Origin of the sequence: Clostridium kluyveri DSM 555 (assembly GCF_000016505.1) — a bacterium.
Taxonomy (GTDB): Bacteria; Bacillota; Clostridia; order Clostridiales; family Clostridiaceae; genus Clostridium_B; species Clostridium_B kluyveri.
In genome coordinates this window covers 3862488-3879758 of sequence record NC_009706.1, presented here as the reverse complement: position 1 = coordinate 3879758, position 17271 = coordinate 3862488, and the positions used below count along the sequence as shown (strand labels likewise).

The window sequence follows — 17271 nt, the reverse complement described above, 5'->3', positions numbered from 1 at the left end:
ATATCTCAGTTTTTATTTTTACAATATGTATGTTAAATTTATAAAAATAAATCTTAATTACACTATTGAAATTATATAATTTTAATAGTATAATATTGATTGTTCTGTTGAAGTATTTAATTTTAAATTAAATACCTAATTTATTTTCATGAGTAAACTTTGTGGAGAGATGTCCGAGTGGTTGAAGGAGCACGCCTGGAAAGCGTGTGTAGGGGAAACTCTACCGGGGGTTCGAATCCCCCTCTCTCCGCCATTTTAACTTTGTCGTGCTAGATGGGGAGTTAGCGGTGCCCTGTAACCTGCAATCCGCTATAGCAGGGTTGAATTCCTGGCTTAGACTTTAAAATGTGAGGCCTGCCCCATAAAAGTGGCGTTGAGAGCTTGGTCCCACGCAACAAGAACTCATGAACCCCGTCAGGTCCGGAAGGAAGCAGCGGTAAGTGAATATTTTTGTGTGCCGTGGATAAACCTGGTTTGAGTTAACTATATGGGTAACGCTTGTGTTTTATTAGACGAAGCAAGGTGCACGACTTTAATAATTTGCATTTAAAGATACCATGAGGTGTCTTTTTTATTATATAAAATTATATATTTTCAAATTTATAAATATATATTAAGAAGGTGACGATATGTCTTATACTACTCTATATAGAGAATGGAGACCTAAAAATTTTTCAGATGTAGTAGGTCAGAATCATATAACTGTTACATTAAAAAATCAAATACTGAATAATAGAGTAGCCCATGCTTATTTATTTTGCGGAACTAGAGGTACGGGAAAAACTTCAATGGCAAAAATACTAGCAAAAGCGGTAAATTGTTTAGATATTCAGCAGGGAGAGCCTTGTAATGAATGTGAAATGTGCAAAAAGATAAATCAAGGCATTTCAATGGATGTAATTGAAATGGATACAGCATCTAAAAGAAAGCTTGAAGACATAAAAGATGTAATAGAAAATGTAAAATATCCACCACAGGAAGGTAAGTATAAGGTATATATAATGGACGAAGTACATATGCTTACCCAGGAAGCTGTAAATGCATTCTTAAAAACTTTAGAAGAACCCCCTTTAAATGTAATTTTCATACTTGCTACTACAGATCCACAAAAGCTTCCCGTAACCATACTTTCCAGGTGTCAAAAATTTGATTTTAGAAGGATAAAAAGTTCAGAGATATTTAATAGACTTAGAGCTATAGTTAATGAAGAGGGAATATTTGCAGATGATAGAAGCTTAAATTTAATATCTAGGATATGTGATGGTGCTATGAGAGATGCACTAAGTGTATTAGATCAAGCCATATCTATGGGAAGTGGAAAAGTTGAATATAATAGTATTGTTGATATGTTGGGGTTAGTTACAAATGAAAATTTATTTCACCTTACAGATAGTATAATAGAAAAAAATGTTGAGTTATCTATGAAGGTAATTGATGATATAGTTTTAAGTGGAAAAGATATATATAATTTTATTAAGGAAATGATAGTACATTTGAGAAATTTGCTGATGGTAAAGGTATCCAATAATCCAGAAGAGATTTTAGATATATCAGAGGAAAATATAGAACTTTTGAAAAAGCAGGCACAGAAAATACGTGTAGAAGAAATAATGAGACATATAAATATATTTCAGGATGCCGAGGAGCAATCTAAATGGGTTAAGCAGAGTAGAATTTATCTAGAGCTTGCAGTAATAAAAATGTGCAAGATAGAGTACGATACATCCAAAGAGATAATGCTTTCTAGGTTAAATAAATTGGAAGAAGCTTTTAAACAAGGGGGAATGAAAATTTTTCATGAGAAAATACCTTCTAAAGAATTAGGAATATCTAGGGATGTAATTAAGAAAGATAATATAATTGGGGAAGTCAACCATCATGATAATAGAGAAAAAAATTTGATAAGTAAGGGAACACAATCTATAATAGAAGAGAATATGTATTCAAAAATTACATTAGACATAGTAAAAAAAAGATGGAAAGATATACTTGAATTATTTAAGAGTAGACATTACATGGTATTATTTGCAGCACTTACTACAGGTAAAATAGTAAATTGTGAAAAGGGAGTAATAACTATAGAGTATGATAAGAATTATGCCTTTCATAAACAAAGACTAGAAAAACAAGAAAATATAAAGATAGTAGAACAGATATTTTCAGAAATACTAAAAGAAAAAGTTACAGTTAGATATTCTATAGAAAATGATATACAAGGTAATAGTCCATCAAGAGAACAACTTTTAAAAGATACTTTTGGAGAAGATATAGTAGAAATACTTGACGAATAGTATATGTGAAATGCAAACAGGATTTCATAAAAATATGATATAATTAAATGGATATTACTTAATTGAGGAGGAAATATGCTATGGCAAGAGGAGGATTCCCTAACTTTGGTGGCGGGGGAAATATGAATAATTTAATGAAACAGGCTCAAAAGTTTCAAAAACAAATGGAGGATATGCAATCGGAGCTTGAAAATAAAGAGTTTTCTGCTACTGCCGGTGGAGAAGCTATAACAGTAGTAGTAAATGGAAAGAAGCAAATAGTAAGTATAAAGATAAAACCAGAGGTTGTTGATCCAGAAGATGTGGAAATGCTTGAGGATCTGGTATTAACTGCATGTAACCAGGCATTGAAAAGTGCGGAAGATCAAACTGCTTCTGAAATGAAGAAGCTAACTGGTGGACTTAATATTCCAGGAATGTTTTAAATTTACAACCCCATCTTTTAAGATGGGGCTTTATAATTGAGGTGATCCTATGGATTTTTATCCTGTTGCTATCGAAAAGTTAATAGAAGAGTTTGCAAAACTTCCAGGAATAGGACGTAAAACAGCCCAAAGACTTACATTACATGTATTAAATTTACCTGCAGATGAGGTAAGAGAATTTGCTAAAGCTTTAGTTAAGGCAAGAGGTACTATAAAGTATTGTTCTATTTGTGGAAATTTTACAGATTCTGATCCCTGTGCCATATGTTCAAATCCTAATAGAGATAAAAGTATAATTTGTGTAATTGAAGAACCTAAAGATATAATGTCTATGGAGAGAATAAAAGAATATAATGGAGTTTACCATGTATTACATGGTAATATATCACCTATGGCAGGAAGAGGACCTGAAGATATAAAACTTAGAGAACTTATAAGAAGAATAAATGGTGATGTGAATGAGGTTATAGTAGCTACTAATCCCAATGTAGAGGGAGAGGCTACAGCTATGTATATATCTAAAATACTGAAACACCTTGGAGTAAAAGTTACCAGAATAGCTCATGGCATTCCAGTAGGAGGAAATTTAGAATATGCAGATGAGGTTACACTATTGAAGGCACTGGAAGGTAGAACAGAAATATAAGTAAAATTTGTATATTATATATAATTTATGTTAATTATTAGAATAATATATAAACTTTAGGAGGTTTTATGTTCTATGAATAGATATAGTGTAGTTCAGTATTTACTAAGAAAAGGTTCAAAATATACACCGAAGCAGAAAAAATTGTTAAAGGATATAGAAATGGCCAGGCAAGAATTAGAGAGGTGTAGAATATATTTTGATACTGTAAAAGATCCTCATCTGGTAGATTATGCTATATATATGGAAGAAGCAGCAAAAGCAAAATATATGTATCTATTAAATGAAATGAAAAAGAATAAAATAAAATTAAAATATAAAAATATATCTAAAAACTTAGATAATAATAGAAAGTTATCTTAAAAAATAAAAAATTTAGACTTATTTCTTTTGTATTAATATTTTTTTACTGTTAGAATATAAATTAAGTGGTAATTTATAATTAAGCAGATAATTATACTGATAATGGGTTATATGGGGGGAATAAGTATTATGGTTGAATATATAGGATATTTTTTAATTGCTATAGTGGGATTATACGTTATTGTAAAAGTATTTTCATGGCCTATAAAAATATTATTTAAGCTCATTATAAATGCAGTACTTGGCGTGGTGCTTTTAGTAATTGTAAATTTAATAGGAAGCTACTTTGGATTTAGTATAGGAATTAATGCCATTACTGCACTTATTGCAGGTTTTCTTGGGATACCAGGGGTAATATTTCTTATAATATTTAAATTGTTTTTTTAAAAATTTTAGTGTATAAAATCTTCATCTTTTTACTTTCTAGATGAAGTTTTTTTATTATCAAGTGATTCTAAGGTAGTGGAGTTTGCTTGTAAGGAATACACATCGTTATCTGAACCTTATCTGTGCTTGTCCTCCACTTTGAAGAAGATGTGGGTGTTAGCTAATTGCAGCCTTCTGATAAAAACTTATTCATAAAAATATAACAAAAATAAATTACATGTTGTATATAAGAATCTGGTATGATCTAAATATATAAATAAATTTAGTTTTACTGGAGTTGGTAGGTTGATATTTCATAAAAATATAGTAAAGGCTGAATTTATTAGAAGACCTAATAGATTTCAAGCTTATGTAAAGTTAAATGGTTCAGAGGTAATGGTTCATGTTCCTAACACAGGAAGATGTAGGGAAATACTTCTTCCAGAAACTACGATATTATTAAGAGAAGAAAATGGCATCAATAGGAAGACTAAATATGATTTGATAGCTGGATATAAAGAAAATAAATTAATAAATATAGATTCACAGATTCCAAATAAAGTTGTGGAGGAGGCATTAGAAAATAGAAAGATAAGTTACTTTACCAAATATAATAAAATAGAGAGAGAAAAGACTTTTGGAAATAGCAGATTTGATTTTAAACTTTCGGGAGATGAAAATTTAAAATGTTATGTTGAGGTAAAGGGGGTTACCTTAGAAAAAGAAGGAGTAGCTATGTTCCCAGATGCACCCACAGAAAGAGGAAGAAAGCATTTGTTAGAATTAATAGAAGTAAAAAAATCTGGAATGGATGCAGCAGTGTTGTTCTTGATTCAAATGAAAGATGTTAAATATTTTAGACCTCATGATGAAATGGATAAAAAATTTGGAGAGGCTTTGAGACATGCAAAGGAAAATTATGTTCAGGTAGTTGCCTATGATTGTGATGTAGGTGAAAATTTTATAATTTTAAGAGATGAAATAAAGGTGCAATTATAATAAATTGCATATATAGATATTAAATTTATTTTTTAATTTTGTATATGTAGTTTATAATATTAATATATTAATGTTTAAAATATGACACATAAAAATTTTATTGAAATCAAAGGGGGTGCAGCTGCTTTTATAGCAGCGTGTTTATGAAATTTATATATTGTCCGATATGTGGAAGAAAATTAGAAGAAAAATACAGCTGGGACGAAGGGGGAGTGCCGTACTGTCCAGAGGACAAGATAATGTATTTTGATACTCCAAGACCCTGTGTAATGGTGGCGGTTATAAAGGGAAATTATATATTATTGTTAAAACAGAGTTATATATTTAAAAATTGCAGAGTTTTATTATCAGGTTACGTTACAAATGGCGAAAATGTAGAACAAACTGTTCATAGAGAAGTATATGAGGAAGCTGGTATTAAAATAAAAGATTTGAAATATTTAGGAAGTGAATATGTAGTTAACAATAAGAAAGAATTATTAATGCTTATGTTTATGGCTAACTATGGCAGTGGATATATAAAAAAATCTGCTGAAGTGGAGGAAGCTCATTGGATTCATATAAAAGATGTCTTAAATGAAATGAAAGATAATGAAGTTGGAAAAAGAATAATAAGAAAAGTTTTAGAAGAAATAGAATATACTGAAGAATTTATAAAATAGGCATTTTTAATACTGCAATAGGCTAATAGTTTGAAGAACAAAAAGGGGGAGGAAATATGGCTAAATATATACCTGAAATAAAAGGGATCCCTATAAGACATATGATTAAAGTACCTGAGGTTATTAGAGAAGCAAGTGGTATAAGAATATTTGGTAAAAGGTTAAAATCTTTTTTATTTACTACAGATGTAGCAGTTATAAAAAATAGTAATGCAGATGCAGTTATTGCAGTATATCCATTTACACCTCAGCCTCTTATAACTCAAGCGATTCTTTTATCTGCCGATATACCTGTATTCTGTGGAGTTGGTGGGAGAGCTGTGGCAGGAAGAAGAGTTACAAACTTAGCTTTAGATGCAGAATTTAAAGGGGCTATGGGAGTTGTTTTAAATAGCCCTACTCCAAATGAGGTTATAAGACAGGTAAGAGATACCATAGATATACCTATAATAGTAACAATAGTATCAGAGTATGAGAATGTAAAAGAAAGAGTGGAAGCTGGAGTTACTATAATAAATGTATCAGGCGCTAAAGAAACTCCTAAAATAGTAAAAAAAATTAGAGATGAATATCCTAGTTTTCCTATAATAGCTACAGGTGGTCCAACAGAAGAAACTATAAAAGAAACCATTTTAGCAGGAGCTAATGCAATAGCATTTACTCCACCTACATCAGCAGAAATTCTAAGCAAGATTATGGTTAAAAACAGACAAATATATGCCGAGGGAAATAGGAAATAAAAAATTTGATTATAATTTAAGAATATATTATATTTAGAGAGGAATAATTTCTTTTATGTTTTGTAAGTTTAGTAAATGTAAAAGTTAAGGTTATTGTGGCATGAGAGGCATTTTATATTATTTTAGTGGTACCGGAAATACTAAATGGGTGGCAGATAGATTTAAAGAGAATTTTGAACTTTATAATATAGATGTAGATTTAATAGATATTCAATATATAGAAGATAGAGAAGTTAAAAAATGTGATTTTATAATTATAGGTTCACCAGTCCATGTAGAGTTTCCGCCTAAAGTTGTAAGAGATTTTTTAAATAAGCTTGATTCTTTAAAGAAAAGTAAAAGAGCTATAATATATTGTACACAAGCAGCCGAATCTTCTTCTGCATGTTGTTTTATGGCAAAGTGTTTAAAGAAAAAGGGATATATTATTTCAGCACAGATTAGTGTGAAAATGCCGAATAACTATTATTTTTCTATAGGTAAAAAACCTACGAAAAATGAAATAGAAAATTTATTAATTAAGGCTGATAAAAAAACTAAAAATACAATAGAAAATTTCATAAAAAATAAAACTATTAGAGAAAATACTTTTTTTGTTAAGTTTCAGCTAGATAAAATAACGTATTGTGTGTTTAAAAATATGATTCCTAAATTATCTAAGAACATATATGCTACAAAAGAGTGTAACAAGTGTGGATTGTGTTTAAGAAATTGTCCACAAGGAAATATAACATTTGAGGGAGGACGTGCAATTTTTCATAGTAAATGTATCCTATGTCTTAGATGTATACATATATGCCCTATAAATGCTATAAGATATAAAAATAAAAAAATAGATCAAACTCAAAAAAATATAATTAAAGTATTGAATTTGAATAAATAAAATTTAAAATTTAGACAATACTAAAGTTATAATATTTTGGGGAGTGAATTGAATGTTTTCATTGCAAAATAAAATGATCATTGCAGAGAATTGTAAAGAATATAGAGCTAAAAGCTATATGTCAGATTTACAAACCAGTTATATTTCCAATGATTGTAGTAATTGTATAAACTTTTCTAACAATACATGCACAAAAAATTTATTTAATAAGATTGGAAAGATGATAAGTATTAATTAAAAAATGTTTAAAAATAAAAAGTATAATTTATTTTTAAAATAAGTATTGACATATATAAAAATACAACATATAATAGATAACAAATCTTAAAACTTAATGAGTTGAATATCATTCTATGAAGAGAATAGTAACATAAGTTTAGGTAAAAGAGAGTCAGCGGCTGGTGGAAGTTGATACCCACACTTTTGTGAATCCATCTTGGAGATTTACTGCGATGAGTAGTACGGAAAATCCGTTATTTTAATGAGTGGATTATATTTTTATATAATCAATGAGGGTGGTAACGCGAGCCAATCGTCCCTAAGAGGGTTTGATTGGTTTTTTTATATTAAAATTAAATATTGTCTTATGAAGAGAATAGTAACATGAGTTCAGGTAAAAGAGAGTCAGTGGTTGGTGTAAACTGGTACCCATACTTTTGTGAATCCGCCTTGGAGGATTATTATGATGAATAATACGGAAAACCGTTATTTGAGTTGAGAGAATTATACATAAAAGGTATAATTAATAAGGGTGGCAACGCGAGTCAATCGTCCCTAAAGGGATGATTGGCTCTTTTGTTTTATACTTATATTGATTTTTATATATTAATTATAGTGTTCATTTAAGTAATTACGTAAATTTTGGAGGTACAAGTATGCATAAAAAATTATTTATTCCAGGACCTGTAGAAGTAAAAGAAGATGTGCTAGAAAAAATGTCTCAACCCATGATAGGGCATAGAACTAAAGAAGCTTCAGCATTGCAAAAGAAAATTAGTGATAAATTAAGAATTTTATTTAATACAAAAGAAGAGATACTATTGTCTACCAGTTCAGGAAGTGGACTGATGGAAGGTGCTGTAAGAACCTGTACAGCAAAGAGAGCAGCAGTTTTTTCAATAGGTGCTTTTGGAAAAAGATGGTATGAAATGGCTAAGAATAACAATGTACTAGCAGATTTATATGAAGTGGAATGGGGAAAGGCTTTAGATGTAGAAAAGATTCGTGAAGCATTAGATTCCAATAAATATGATGTGATTTGCATAACTCATAATGAAACTTCAACTGGTGTAATGAATCCTGTAGAGGAAATATCTGAAGTTGTAAAGAAATATCCAGAGGTTGTATGGTGTTTAGATACAGTTAGTTCTATGGGAGGTACTAAAATAGAAGTAGATGAACTTGGTGTAGATATATGTTTGACATCCAGTCAGAAAGCTTTAGGACTTCCTCCAGGGATAGCAGCTTGTTCTTTTTCCGAGAAAGCAGTAGAGAGAGCAAAAAAAGTAGAATTTAGAGGGTATTATTTAGATTTGCTTTCACTTTATGATTATATACAGAAAAAAAATTATCAGTATCCTTCAACACCATCTATTTCGCATATGTTTGCCATGGATTATCAGTTGGATAAAATACTAGAAGAAGGGTTGGAAAATAGATATAAAAGACATTTAGAAATGGCTGAATATGTTAGAGATTGGGCTAGAGAATATTTTAAATTGTTTGCTGATGAAAGGTATCTTTCAAATACACTTACCAATATTGAAAATGTTAGAAATATAAGTGTAGGAGACCTGAATAAAGAATTAGGTGAAAGAGGATTTCAGATTTCCAATGGTTATGGAAAATTAAAAGAAAAGACATTTAGAATAGCTCATATGGCTGATTGTCATATTTCAGATATAAAGGAACTTTTAGAAAATATTAATTATATATTAAAATTATAGATTTTGGGAGGTTTTAATCATGATAAAAATATTAGTTAGTGATGGAATGGATAAAGAAGCTTTAAATAAACTTGTGGAAGATGGGTATGAAGTTATAGATAAACATTTTGATGAAGAAGAATTAAAAAATAAAATAAAAGAGTTTGATGTTATAATAGTGAGATCTGCTACTAAAATAAGAAAACCACTTATAGATGCAGCTAAAGACGGAAAATTAAAACTTATAATAAGAGGAGGAGTAGGAGTAGATAACATCGATGTAGATTATGCACTTCAAAATGGAATAGTTGTTAAGAATACTCCAAATGCCAGTGCTGCTTCAGTGGCAGAGTTAACACTTGCTCATATGTTTGCTATATCAAGATATGTAAATATTTCTAATGTGACTATGAGAAATAATGAATGGCATAAAAGCCAATATAAAGGAGTAGAATTATATGGTAAAACCTTGGGAATTGTAGGTTTTGGAAGGATTGCAAAAGAAGTTGCCAAAAGAGCAAATGCATTAGGGATGAAAATAATATATACAGATAAACTTGGAATGGCAAAGGGATATAATAATTATGAATTTTGTGAATTTAAGGATTTATTGAAAAGAGCAGATTATATAACATTCCACATTCCGTTTAGTAAAGATCAGAAAGCTTTAATAGGAGAAGAAGAATTTAATATTATGAAAGATGGAGTATATATAATAAATTGTGCAAGAGGCGGAATAATAGATGAAAAGGCCTTGATAAATGCATTGGATTGTGGTAAAGTTGCGGGGGCTGGAATAGATGTATTTAAAAATGAACCTAGCCCTTGTGAGGAGCTTCTAAATAATGATAGAGTATCAGCAACACCTCACATAGGAGCATCAACTTGTGAAGCTCAAAAGAGAATAGGCATGGAAATAGTAAATATAGTAGAACAATATTATCTTGATAAAAATTTAATTAATGTATGTTAATATACTATAAAAGGAGAAAGAAATGATAACTTTAAAGGCATTTAAAGCACTAAGACCCAGAGCGGATATAGTTCAAAAGGTTGCTGAACTTCCCTATGATGTTATGAATAGCAAAGAGGCAAAAGAAATTGCAAAAGGTAATAAATATTCTTTTTTACATGTAGATAAATCGGAAATTGATTTGGATGAAAATATAAACTTATATGATAGGGAAGTTTATATAAAAGCTAATGAAAATTTACAAAGTATGATAGATAGTAAGGTATTAATACAAGATGAAAAAGAAAATCTATATATTTATAGGTTAATTATGAATGGAAAAAGCCAGATTGGTATAGTAGCATGTACATCTATAGATGACTATATTAATAATAAAATAAAAAAACATGAGCATACGAGAAAAGATAAGGAACAAGATAGAATAAATCATGTAGATTTTTGTGATGCAAATACAGGACCTATATTTTTAACTTATAAATATAATGATAAAATTGATAATGTGATAAGTAGTTGGATACAAAAAGAGCCTGTTTATGATTTTACGGCAGAGGATGGAGTTAAAAATACTGTATGGGTTGTGGATGATGGGGAAACAATAAATAATATTTGTGATTTATTTAAAGATGTAGATAGTTTATATATAGCAGATGGTCATCATAGGGCGGCTTCAGCAGTAAAAGTGGGACTTAGAAGAAGAGAAGAAAATCCGAATTATTCAGGAAGTGAGGAATTTAATTTTTTTCTATCGGTAATTTTTCCACACTCACATTTAAATATTATAGATTACAATAGAATTGTCAAGGATTTAAATGGTCTTTCTAATGAAGAGTATATGAATAAAGTTTTAGAGAAGTTTAATATAGATATATGTGAGGGTCAAGGACCATATAAACCTTCTTCTAAACATAATTATGGAATGTATTTAAATGGCAAATGGTATATACTTACGGCTAAAGAAGGAACTTACGATCCCCTTGATCCCGTTGAAAGATTAGATGTATCTATTCTTCAAAATAATTTATTAGATCCAATTTTGGGAATAAAGGATCCTCGTACAGATAATAGAATTGATTTTGTAGGTGGGATAAGAGGTCTTAAGGAATTAGAGCATAGAATAGATGAGAAAAGTACAGGCGTTGCATTTTCAATGTATCCTACTACATTGGAAGATTTAATGAATATTGCAGATGCTGGAGAAGTAATGCCGCCTAAATCTACTTGGTTTGAGCCAAAACTCAGGAGTGGACTGTTCATTCATAAGTTAAAATAATTACTTAATTAAATTAGTTATTGTACTGAAAGTATATATGTAAAGATATATAAATTTATTTCTAGGTAAATTTTTATATCTTTTAGTGTTTTTTGTAGTATATCTATGTAAGCTAGTAAATTTTTAAGTATTATATGGAGACTTTAAGTAGTAGTTTTTTAATAAACATGTCCTTGTGTATCTTTATATAAAAGATGTAGAAATCAATAGGATATACAAGATATAATAAGATAATCTTATAATTTTACCATAAAAATAATTTTTAATATGTAAGGCTGTGATATAATAACCTTCGTCATGTCGATAGTACCTGAAAGTAAGTAAATTCAACGGATTTACTTAGTATAAAAAATGCTAAAAAAAGTGTTGACAAAGGGAAAATGAGATGATATACTATAAAAGCTGTCTGAGAAAACAGATGGCAGCAAAGATGAAATATGATCCTTGAAAATTAAACAGAATAAAGAAGATAGGTAAACTTATTTATTAAGAATAAACCAGCAATTCTTTTGAGCTGCGAGAGCAGTAAAGAGAGTAATTTCGTAATGTAGTATATTCAAGCAGTATTCTGCTGAAAGAGATATACTAAAATTGCTAGTAGCGAGTACAGCGAGGAAAAGGCTGAATGAGGAGCGGAACTTACTTATGTAATTGAGCACCGGAATGAGGCATTTAACGAAGCTGGGCGAAGCTAATAGTAATTTTCAACAGAGTCAAATAAAACTTTTAAAATAAGAGTTTGATCCTGGCTCAGGACGAACGCTGGCGGCGTGCCTAACACATGCAAGTCGAGCGAGGAAGCCCCTTCGGGGGTGGAATAGCGGCGGACGGGTGAGTAACACGTGGGTAACCTGCCTCAAAGAGGGGGATAGCCTCCCGAAAGGGAGATTAATACCGCATAGAAGGTAAAAATCGCATGATAAATGCCTTAAAGGAGCAATCCGCTTTGAGATGGGCCCGCGTCGCATTAGCTAGTTGGAGGGATAAAAGCCCCCCAAGGCGACGATGCGTAGCCGACCTGAGAGGGTGAACGGCCACATTGGAACTGAGATACGGTCCAGACTCCTACGGGAGGCAGCAGTGGGGAATATTGCACAATGGGGGAAACCCTGATGCAGCAACGCCGCGTGAGTGAAGAAGGTTTTCGGATCGTAAAGCTCTGTCATCCGGGACGATAATGACGGTACCGGAAGAGGAAGCCACGGCTAACTACGTGCCAGCAGCCGCGGTAATACGTAGGTGGCGAGCGTTGTCCGGAATTACTGGGCGTAAAGGGTGTGCAGGCGGATATTTAAGTGAGATGTGAAAGACCCGGGCTTAACCCGGGCAGTGCATTTCAAACTGGATATCTAGAGTGCAGGAGAGGAGAACGGAATTCCTAGTGTAGCGGTGAAATGCGTAGAGATTAGGAAGAACACCAGTGGCGAAGGCGGTTCTCTGGACTGTAACTGACGCTGAGGCACGAAAGCGTGGGTAGCAAACAGGATTAGATACCCTGGTAGTCCACGCCGTAAACGATGAGTACTAGGTGTAGGGGGTATCGACCCCCCCTGTGCCGCAGTAAACACAATAAGTACTCCGCCTGGGAAGTACGATCGCAAGATTAAAACTCAAAGGAATTGACGGGGACCCGCACAAGCAGCGGAGCATGTGGTTTAATTCGAAGCAACGCGAAGAACCTTACCTGGACTTGACATCCCCTGAATGACTCGTAATGGAGGAAGCCCTACGGGGCAGGGAGACAGGTGGTGCATGGTTGTCGTCAGCTCGTGTCGTGAGATGTTAGGTTAAGTCCTGCAACGAGCGCAACCCCTGTCGTTAGTTGCCAGCACGTAAAGGTGGGCACCCTAACGAGACTGCCGCGGTTAACGTGGAGGAAGGTGGGGATGACGTCAAATCATCATGCCCCTTATGTCCAGGGCAACACACGTGCTACAATGGGCAGAACAGAGAGAAGCAATACCGCGAGGAGGAGCAAATCTCAAAAACTGCCCCCAGTTCGGATTGTAGGCTGAAACCCGCCTGCATGAAGTTGGAGTTGCTAGTAATCGCGAATCAGCATGTCGCGGTGAATACGTTCCCGGGTCTTGTACACACCGCCCGTCACACCATGAGAGCTGGCAACACCCGAAGTCCGTAGTCTAACCAAGGAGGACGCGGCCGAAGGTGGGGTTAGTGATTGGGGTGAAGTCGTAACAAGGTAGCCGTAGGAGAACCTGCGGCTGGATCACCTCCTTTCTAAGGAGTCGAAAGGCTGGGAAAAAACCTGCCTTAAAAGCTGGAATTTGAGATAAATAAGTTGCCCTTTATTCTGTTTAATTTTGAGGGATCATAGTCATTTGACGATAAAGGATTGACAGTTAGATTCCTATTTCAATTGAGCAGTGCAGACTGTAATAATAAATTGTGCACTGTGAATAGTAAATTGAAATAAAATTGTCCTTTGAAAATTGCACAGTAAATAAAAGAAGTAAAGCTAAGGTTAGAAATAACCTTTGTAGTGGATAAGTATAAATGAGTTTATGCTTATTTTAATAAGATGTAGTTCCTATATTAATATAATTGAGAATAAAGTTTTAATTATATTTACGTAGGACAAAGAAAATTAGTGATAACGAGCAGAGCGAGGAAAGACTTGAGTGAGGAGCAGAGTTTACTTGTGTAAATGAGCACCGCAGGGAAAGGCTTGACGAAGCTGTGGGAAGTTAGCAGTAATTTTTTAATGAAACTCACTCAGCTAAGGCTGAGGAGTGCAATTTAGGCACCAAATCGAAGATTTGGACTAAATTATCAGGTCAAGCTACAAAGGGCGCATGGAGGATGCCTTGGCACCAGGAGCCGAAGAAGGACGTGATAAGCTGCGAAAAGCTCTGGGTAGGCGCAAATAGCCAGAGAACCAGAGATGTCCGAATGGGGAAACCCACCTATAAAACAATAGGTACTGCATGCTGAATATATAGGTATGCAGGGGAAAACCCGGGGAACTGAAACATCTAAGTACCCGGAGGAAGAGAAAGAAAAATCGATTTTCTAAGTAGCGGCGAGCGAAAGGGAAAGAGCCCAAACCGGAAACTTGTTTCCGGGGTAGAGGTCAGGTGATAAAAAATGTGGAAGCTTAAGTGAATTCAACTGGAAAGTTGAGCCGCAGAAGGTAAAAGCCCTGTAAGTGAAAAGCAGAAGCAAAATAACCTGTACCGGAGTACCACGAGACACGAGAAACCTTGTGGGAAGCAGGGAGGACCACCTCCCAAGGCTAAATACTACCTGGTGACCGATAGAGGAGGAGTACCGTGAGGGAAAGGTGAAAAGAACCCCGGGAGGGGAGTGAAATAGAACCTGAAACCGTGTGTCCACAAACAGTCGAAGTACGTTAAAGTACGACGGCGTGCTTTTTGTAGAACGAGCCAGCGAGTTACGGTATGCAGCAAGGTTAAGTACTTAAGGTACGGAGCCGAAGGGAAACCGAGTCTGAAAAGGGCGGGGAGTTGTATGCCGTAGACCCGAAACCGGGTGACCTATCCATGGCCAGGTTGAAGCGGAAGTAAAATTTCGTGGAGGACCGAACCACGTTGGTGTTGAAAAACCATGGGATGAGCTGTGGATAGCGGAGAAATTCCAATCGAACTCGGAGATAGCTGGTTCTCCCCGAAATAGCTTTAGGGCTAGCGTCGGGAGTGAGTAATGGAGGTAGAGCACTGACTGGGGTAGGGGCTGACAACAGTTACCGAACCTTATCAAACTCCGAATGCCATATACTTGAATCCCGGCAGTCAGACTGCGAATGATAAGATCCGTAGTCAAAAGGGAAAAAGCCCAGACCAACAGCTAAGGTCCCGAAGTGTAAGTTAAGTGGAAAAGGATGTGTGATTTCGAAGACAACTAGGATGTTGGCTTAGAAGCAGCCATACATTTAAAGAGTGCGTAATAGCTCACTAGTCAAGAGGTCATGCGCCGAAGATGTCCGGGGCTAAAACTTACCACCGAAGCTATGGGCCTGAAAGGGCGGTAGGGGAGCATGCTGCACAGGGAGAAGCCATACCGGAAGGAATGGTGGACAGTGCAGGAGAGAGAATGCTGGCATAAGTAGCGAGAAATAAGTGAGAATCTTATTGGTCGAAAACCTAAGGTTTCCTGGGGAAGGTTCGTCCGCCCAGGGTAAGTCGGGACCTAAGCCGAGGCCGAAAGGCGTAGGCGATGGACAACCGGTTGAGATTCCGGTACCACATTTTTGCGAAAAAGAACAGAAGGGATGACGCAGAAGGATAGGATGTGCACACGAATGGATGTGTGTCCAAGGAGTGAGGGAGGACATAAAGGAAAAGCCGTATGTCCGATAATCCTGGGCTTTGAAGGGGAGTCCGCAAGGACGAGTATCTGATTTCACACTGCCAAGAAAAGTCTCTATGGAGCAGGGATGTGCCCGTACCGCAAACCGACACAGGTAGGTGAGGAGAGAATCCTAAGACCATCGGAAGAATTGTTGTTAAGGAACTCGGCAAATTGACTCCGTAACTTAGGGAAAAGGAGTGCCTCGAAAGAGGCCGCAGAGAAAAGGCCCAAGCAACTGTTTATCAAAAACACAGGTCTCTGCTAAAGCGAAAGCTGAAGTATAGGGGCTGACGCCTGCCCGGTGCTGGAAGGTTAAGGGGACTGCTTAGCGCAAGCGAAGGCAAGAACTTAAGCCCCAGTAAACGGCGGCCGTAACTATAACGGTCCTAAGGTAGCGAAATTCCTTGTCGGGTAAGTTCCGACCCGCACGAATGGCGTAATGATTTGGGCACTGTCTCAACAACAAATCCGGCGAAATTGAAGTGCAAGTGAAGATGCTTGCTACCCGCGATTGGACGGAAAGACCCCGTAGAGCTTTACTGCAGTTTATCACTGAATTTTGGTATTGCCTGTACAGGATAGGTGGGAGGCAGAGAAGGAAGTGCGCCAGCATTTCTGGAGTCAACGTTGGGATACCACCCTGGCAGTACTGGAATTCTAACCGGAGTGCATGAAACTGGACACGGGACAATGATAGGCGGGCAGTTTGACTGGGGCGGTCGCCTCCAAAAGAGTAACGGAGGCGTACAAAGGTTCCCTCAGAAGGGTTGGAAATTCTTCGTAGAGTGCAAAGGCAGAAGGGAGCTTGACTGTGACACACACAGGTGGAGCAGGGACGAAAGTCGGGCTTAGTGATCCGGTGGTACCTCGTGGGAGGGCCATCGCTCAACGGATAAAAGCTACCTCGGGGATAACAGGCTGATCTCCCCCAAGAGTTCACATCGACGGGGAGGTTTGGCACCTCGATGTCGGCTCGTCGCATCCTGGGGCTGGAGTAGGTCCCAAGGGTTGGGCTGTTCGCCCATTAAAGCGGCACGCGAGCTGGGTTCAGAACGTCGTGAGACAGTTCGGTCCCTATCCGTCGCGGGCGTAGGAAATTTGAGGGGAGCTGTCCCTAGTACGAGAGGACCGGGATGGACTGACCGCTGGTGAACCAGTTGTTCCGCCAGGAGCACAGCTGGGTAGCTAAGTCGGGAAGGGATAAACGCTGAAAGCATCTAAGTGTGAAGCCCACCCCAAGACAAGATTTCCCATGGCGAAAGCCAGTAAGACCCCTCCGAGAAGAGGAGGAGATAGGTCAGGGGTGTAAGCATGGCAACATGTTAAGCTGACTGATACTAATAGGTCGAGGGCTTGACCAAATAATATTTACTGTGCAATTTTGAGGGGATAAAACTCC

12 protein-coding genes, 1 tRNA gene, 2 rRNA genes, 1 other RNA gene and 2 other annotated features are annotated in these 17271 nt (G+C 35.6%); all 16 genes read left to right on the top strand.

Going from position 1 to position 17271, the window contains the following annotated elements:
• The first annotated feature begins 163 nt into the window (after positions 1–163).
• The 16 genes from CKL_RS18645 to CKL_RS18570 all read left to right on the top strand — a co-directional run bounded on the left by CKL_RS18645 (position 164) and on the right by CKL_RS18570 (position 17233).
• Positions 164–253, top strand: a tRNA-Ser gene (locus tag CKL_RS18645).
• Between the two features lie 11 nt (positions 254–264).
• An RNA gene (gene ffs / locus CKL_RS20140) (signal recognition particle sRNA large type) lies at positions 265–530 on the top strand.
• Between the two features lie 99 nt (positions 531–629).
• Complete coding sequence (dnaX, locus tag CKL_RS18640; RefSeq protein WP_012104140.1) at positions 630–2291, top strand: DNA polymerase III subunit gamma/tau; 1662 nt, start codon at positions 630–632, stop codon at positions 2289–2291.
• Between the two features lie 80 nt (positions 2292–2371).
• Positions 2372–2716, top strand: a complete 345-nt coding sequence (locus CKL_RS18635) for a YbaB/EbfC family nucleoid-associated protein (protein ID WP_012104139.1) — start codon at positions 2372–2374, stop codon at positions 2714–2716.
• A gap of 49 nt (positions 2717–2765) precedes the next feature.
• Positions 2766–3362, top strand: a complete 597-nt coding sequence (gene recR / locus CKL_RS18630; RefSeq protein WP_012104138.1) for a recombination mediator RecR — start codon at positions 2766–2768, stop codon at positions 3360–3362.
• Between the two features lie 75 nt (positions 3363–3437).
• Positions 3438–3725, top strand: a complete 288-nt coding sequence (locus CKL_RS18625) for a DUF2508 family protein (RefSeq protein WP_012104137.1) — start codon at positions 3438–3440, stop codon at positions 3723–3725.
• 129 nt (positions 3726–3854) lie between these two features.
• Positions 3855–4112: a pro-sigmaK processing inhibitor BofA family protein gene (locus CKL_RS18620; RefSeq protein WP_012104136.1), complete on the top strand. Its 258-nt coding sequence runs from the start codon at positions 3855–3857 to the stop codon at positions 4110–4112.
• A gap of 285 nt (positions 4113–4397) precedes the next feature.
• The gene (gene sfsA, locus CKL_RS18615; RefSeq protein WP_012104135.1) at positions 4398–5090 is read left to right on the top strand and encodes a DNA/RNA nuclease SfsA; all 693 of its coding nucleotides are present in this window, start codon (positions 4398–4400) and stop codon (positions 5088–5090) included.
• A 143-nt stretch (positions 5091–5233) separates the two neighbouring features.
• Positions 5234–5752 (top strand): NAD(+) diphosphatase, encoded by a 519-nt coding sequence (locus tag CKL_RS18610; protein ID WP_012104134.1) that lies wholly within the window; start codon positions 5234–5236, stop codon positions 5750–5752.
• A 56-nt stretch (positions 5753–5808) separates the two neighbouring features.
• The gene (locus CKL_RS18605) at positions 5809–6492 is read left to right on the top strand and encodes a beta/alpha barrel domain-containing protein (RefSeq protein WP_012104133.1); all 684 of its coding nucleotides are present in this window, start codon (positions 5809–5811) and stop codon (positions 6490–6492) included.
• Between the two features lie 100 nt (positions 6493–6592).
• A complete protein-coding gene (locus CKL_RS18600) occupies positions 6593–7375 on the top strand; it encodes an EFR1 family ferrodoxin (protein ID WP_012104132.1) in 783 nt (260 codons plus the stop codon).
• A 344-nt stretch (positions 7376–7719) separates the two neighbouring features.
• Positions 7720–7918: a binding site (T-box leader), on the top strand.
• Positions 7919–7952: 34 nt separating this feature from the next.
• Positions 7953–8154: a binding site (T-box leader), on the top strand.
• Positions 8155–8250: 96 nt separating this feature from the next.
• Positions 8251–9321 carry a pyridoxal-phosphate-dependent aminotransferase family protein gene (locus CKL_RS18590; RefSeq protein WP_012104130.1) on the top strand — a complete coding sequence of 357 codons (1071 nt, stop codon included), beginning with the start codon at positions 8251–8253 and terminating at the stop codon, positions 9319–9321.
• Positions 9322–9340: 19 nt separating this feature from the next.
• Positions 9341–10273 (top strand): D-2-hydroxyacid dehydrogenase, encoded by a 933-nt coding sequence (locus CKL_RS18585; protein WP_012104129.1) that lies wholly within the window; start codon positions 9341–9343, stop codon positions 10271–10273.
• A gap of 22 nt (positions 10274–10295) precedes the next feature.
• The gene (locus CKL_RS18580; RefSeq protein ID WP_012104128.1) at positions 10296–11543 is read left to right on the top strand and encodes a DUF1015 domain-containing protein; all 1248 of its coding nucleotides are present in this window, start codon (positions 10296–10298) and stop codon (positions 11541–11543) included.
• Between the two features lie 727 nt (positions 11544–12270).
• Positions 12271–13781: ribosomal RNA gene (locus tag CKL_RS18575) — 16S ribosomal RNA — on the top strand.
• A 555-nt stretch (positions 13782–14336) separates the two neighbouring features.
• Positions 14337–17233: ribosomal RNA gene (locus CKL_RS18570) — 23S ribosomal RNA — on the top strand.
• The 16S and 23S rRNA genes sit together here, the layout of an rRNA operon.
• Positions 17234–17271 lie beyond the last annotated feature (38 nt).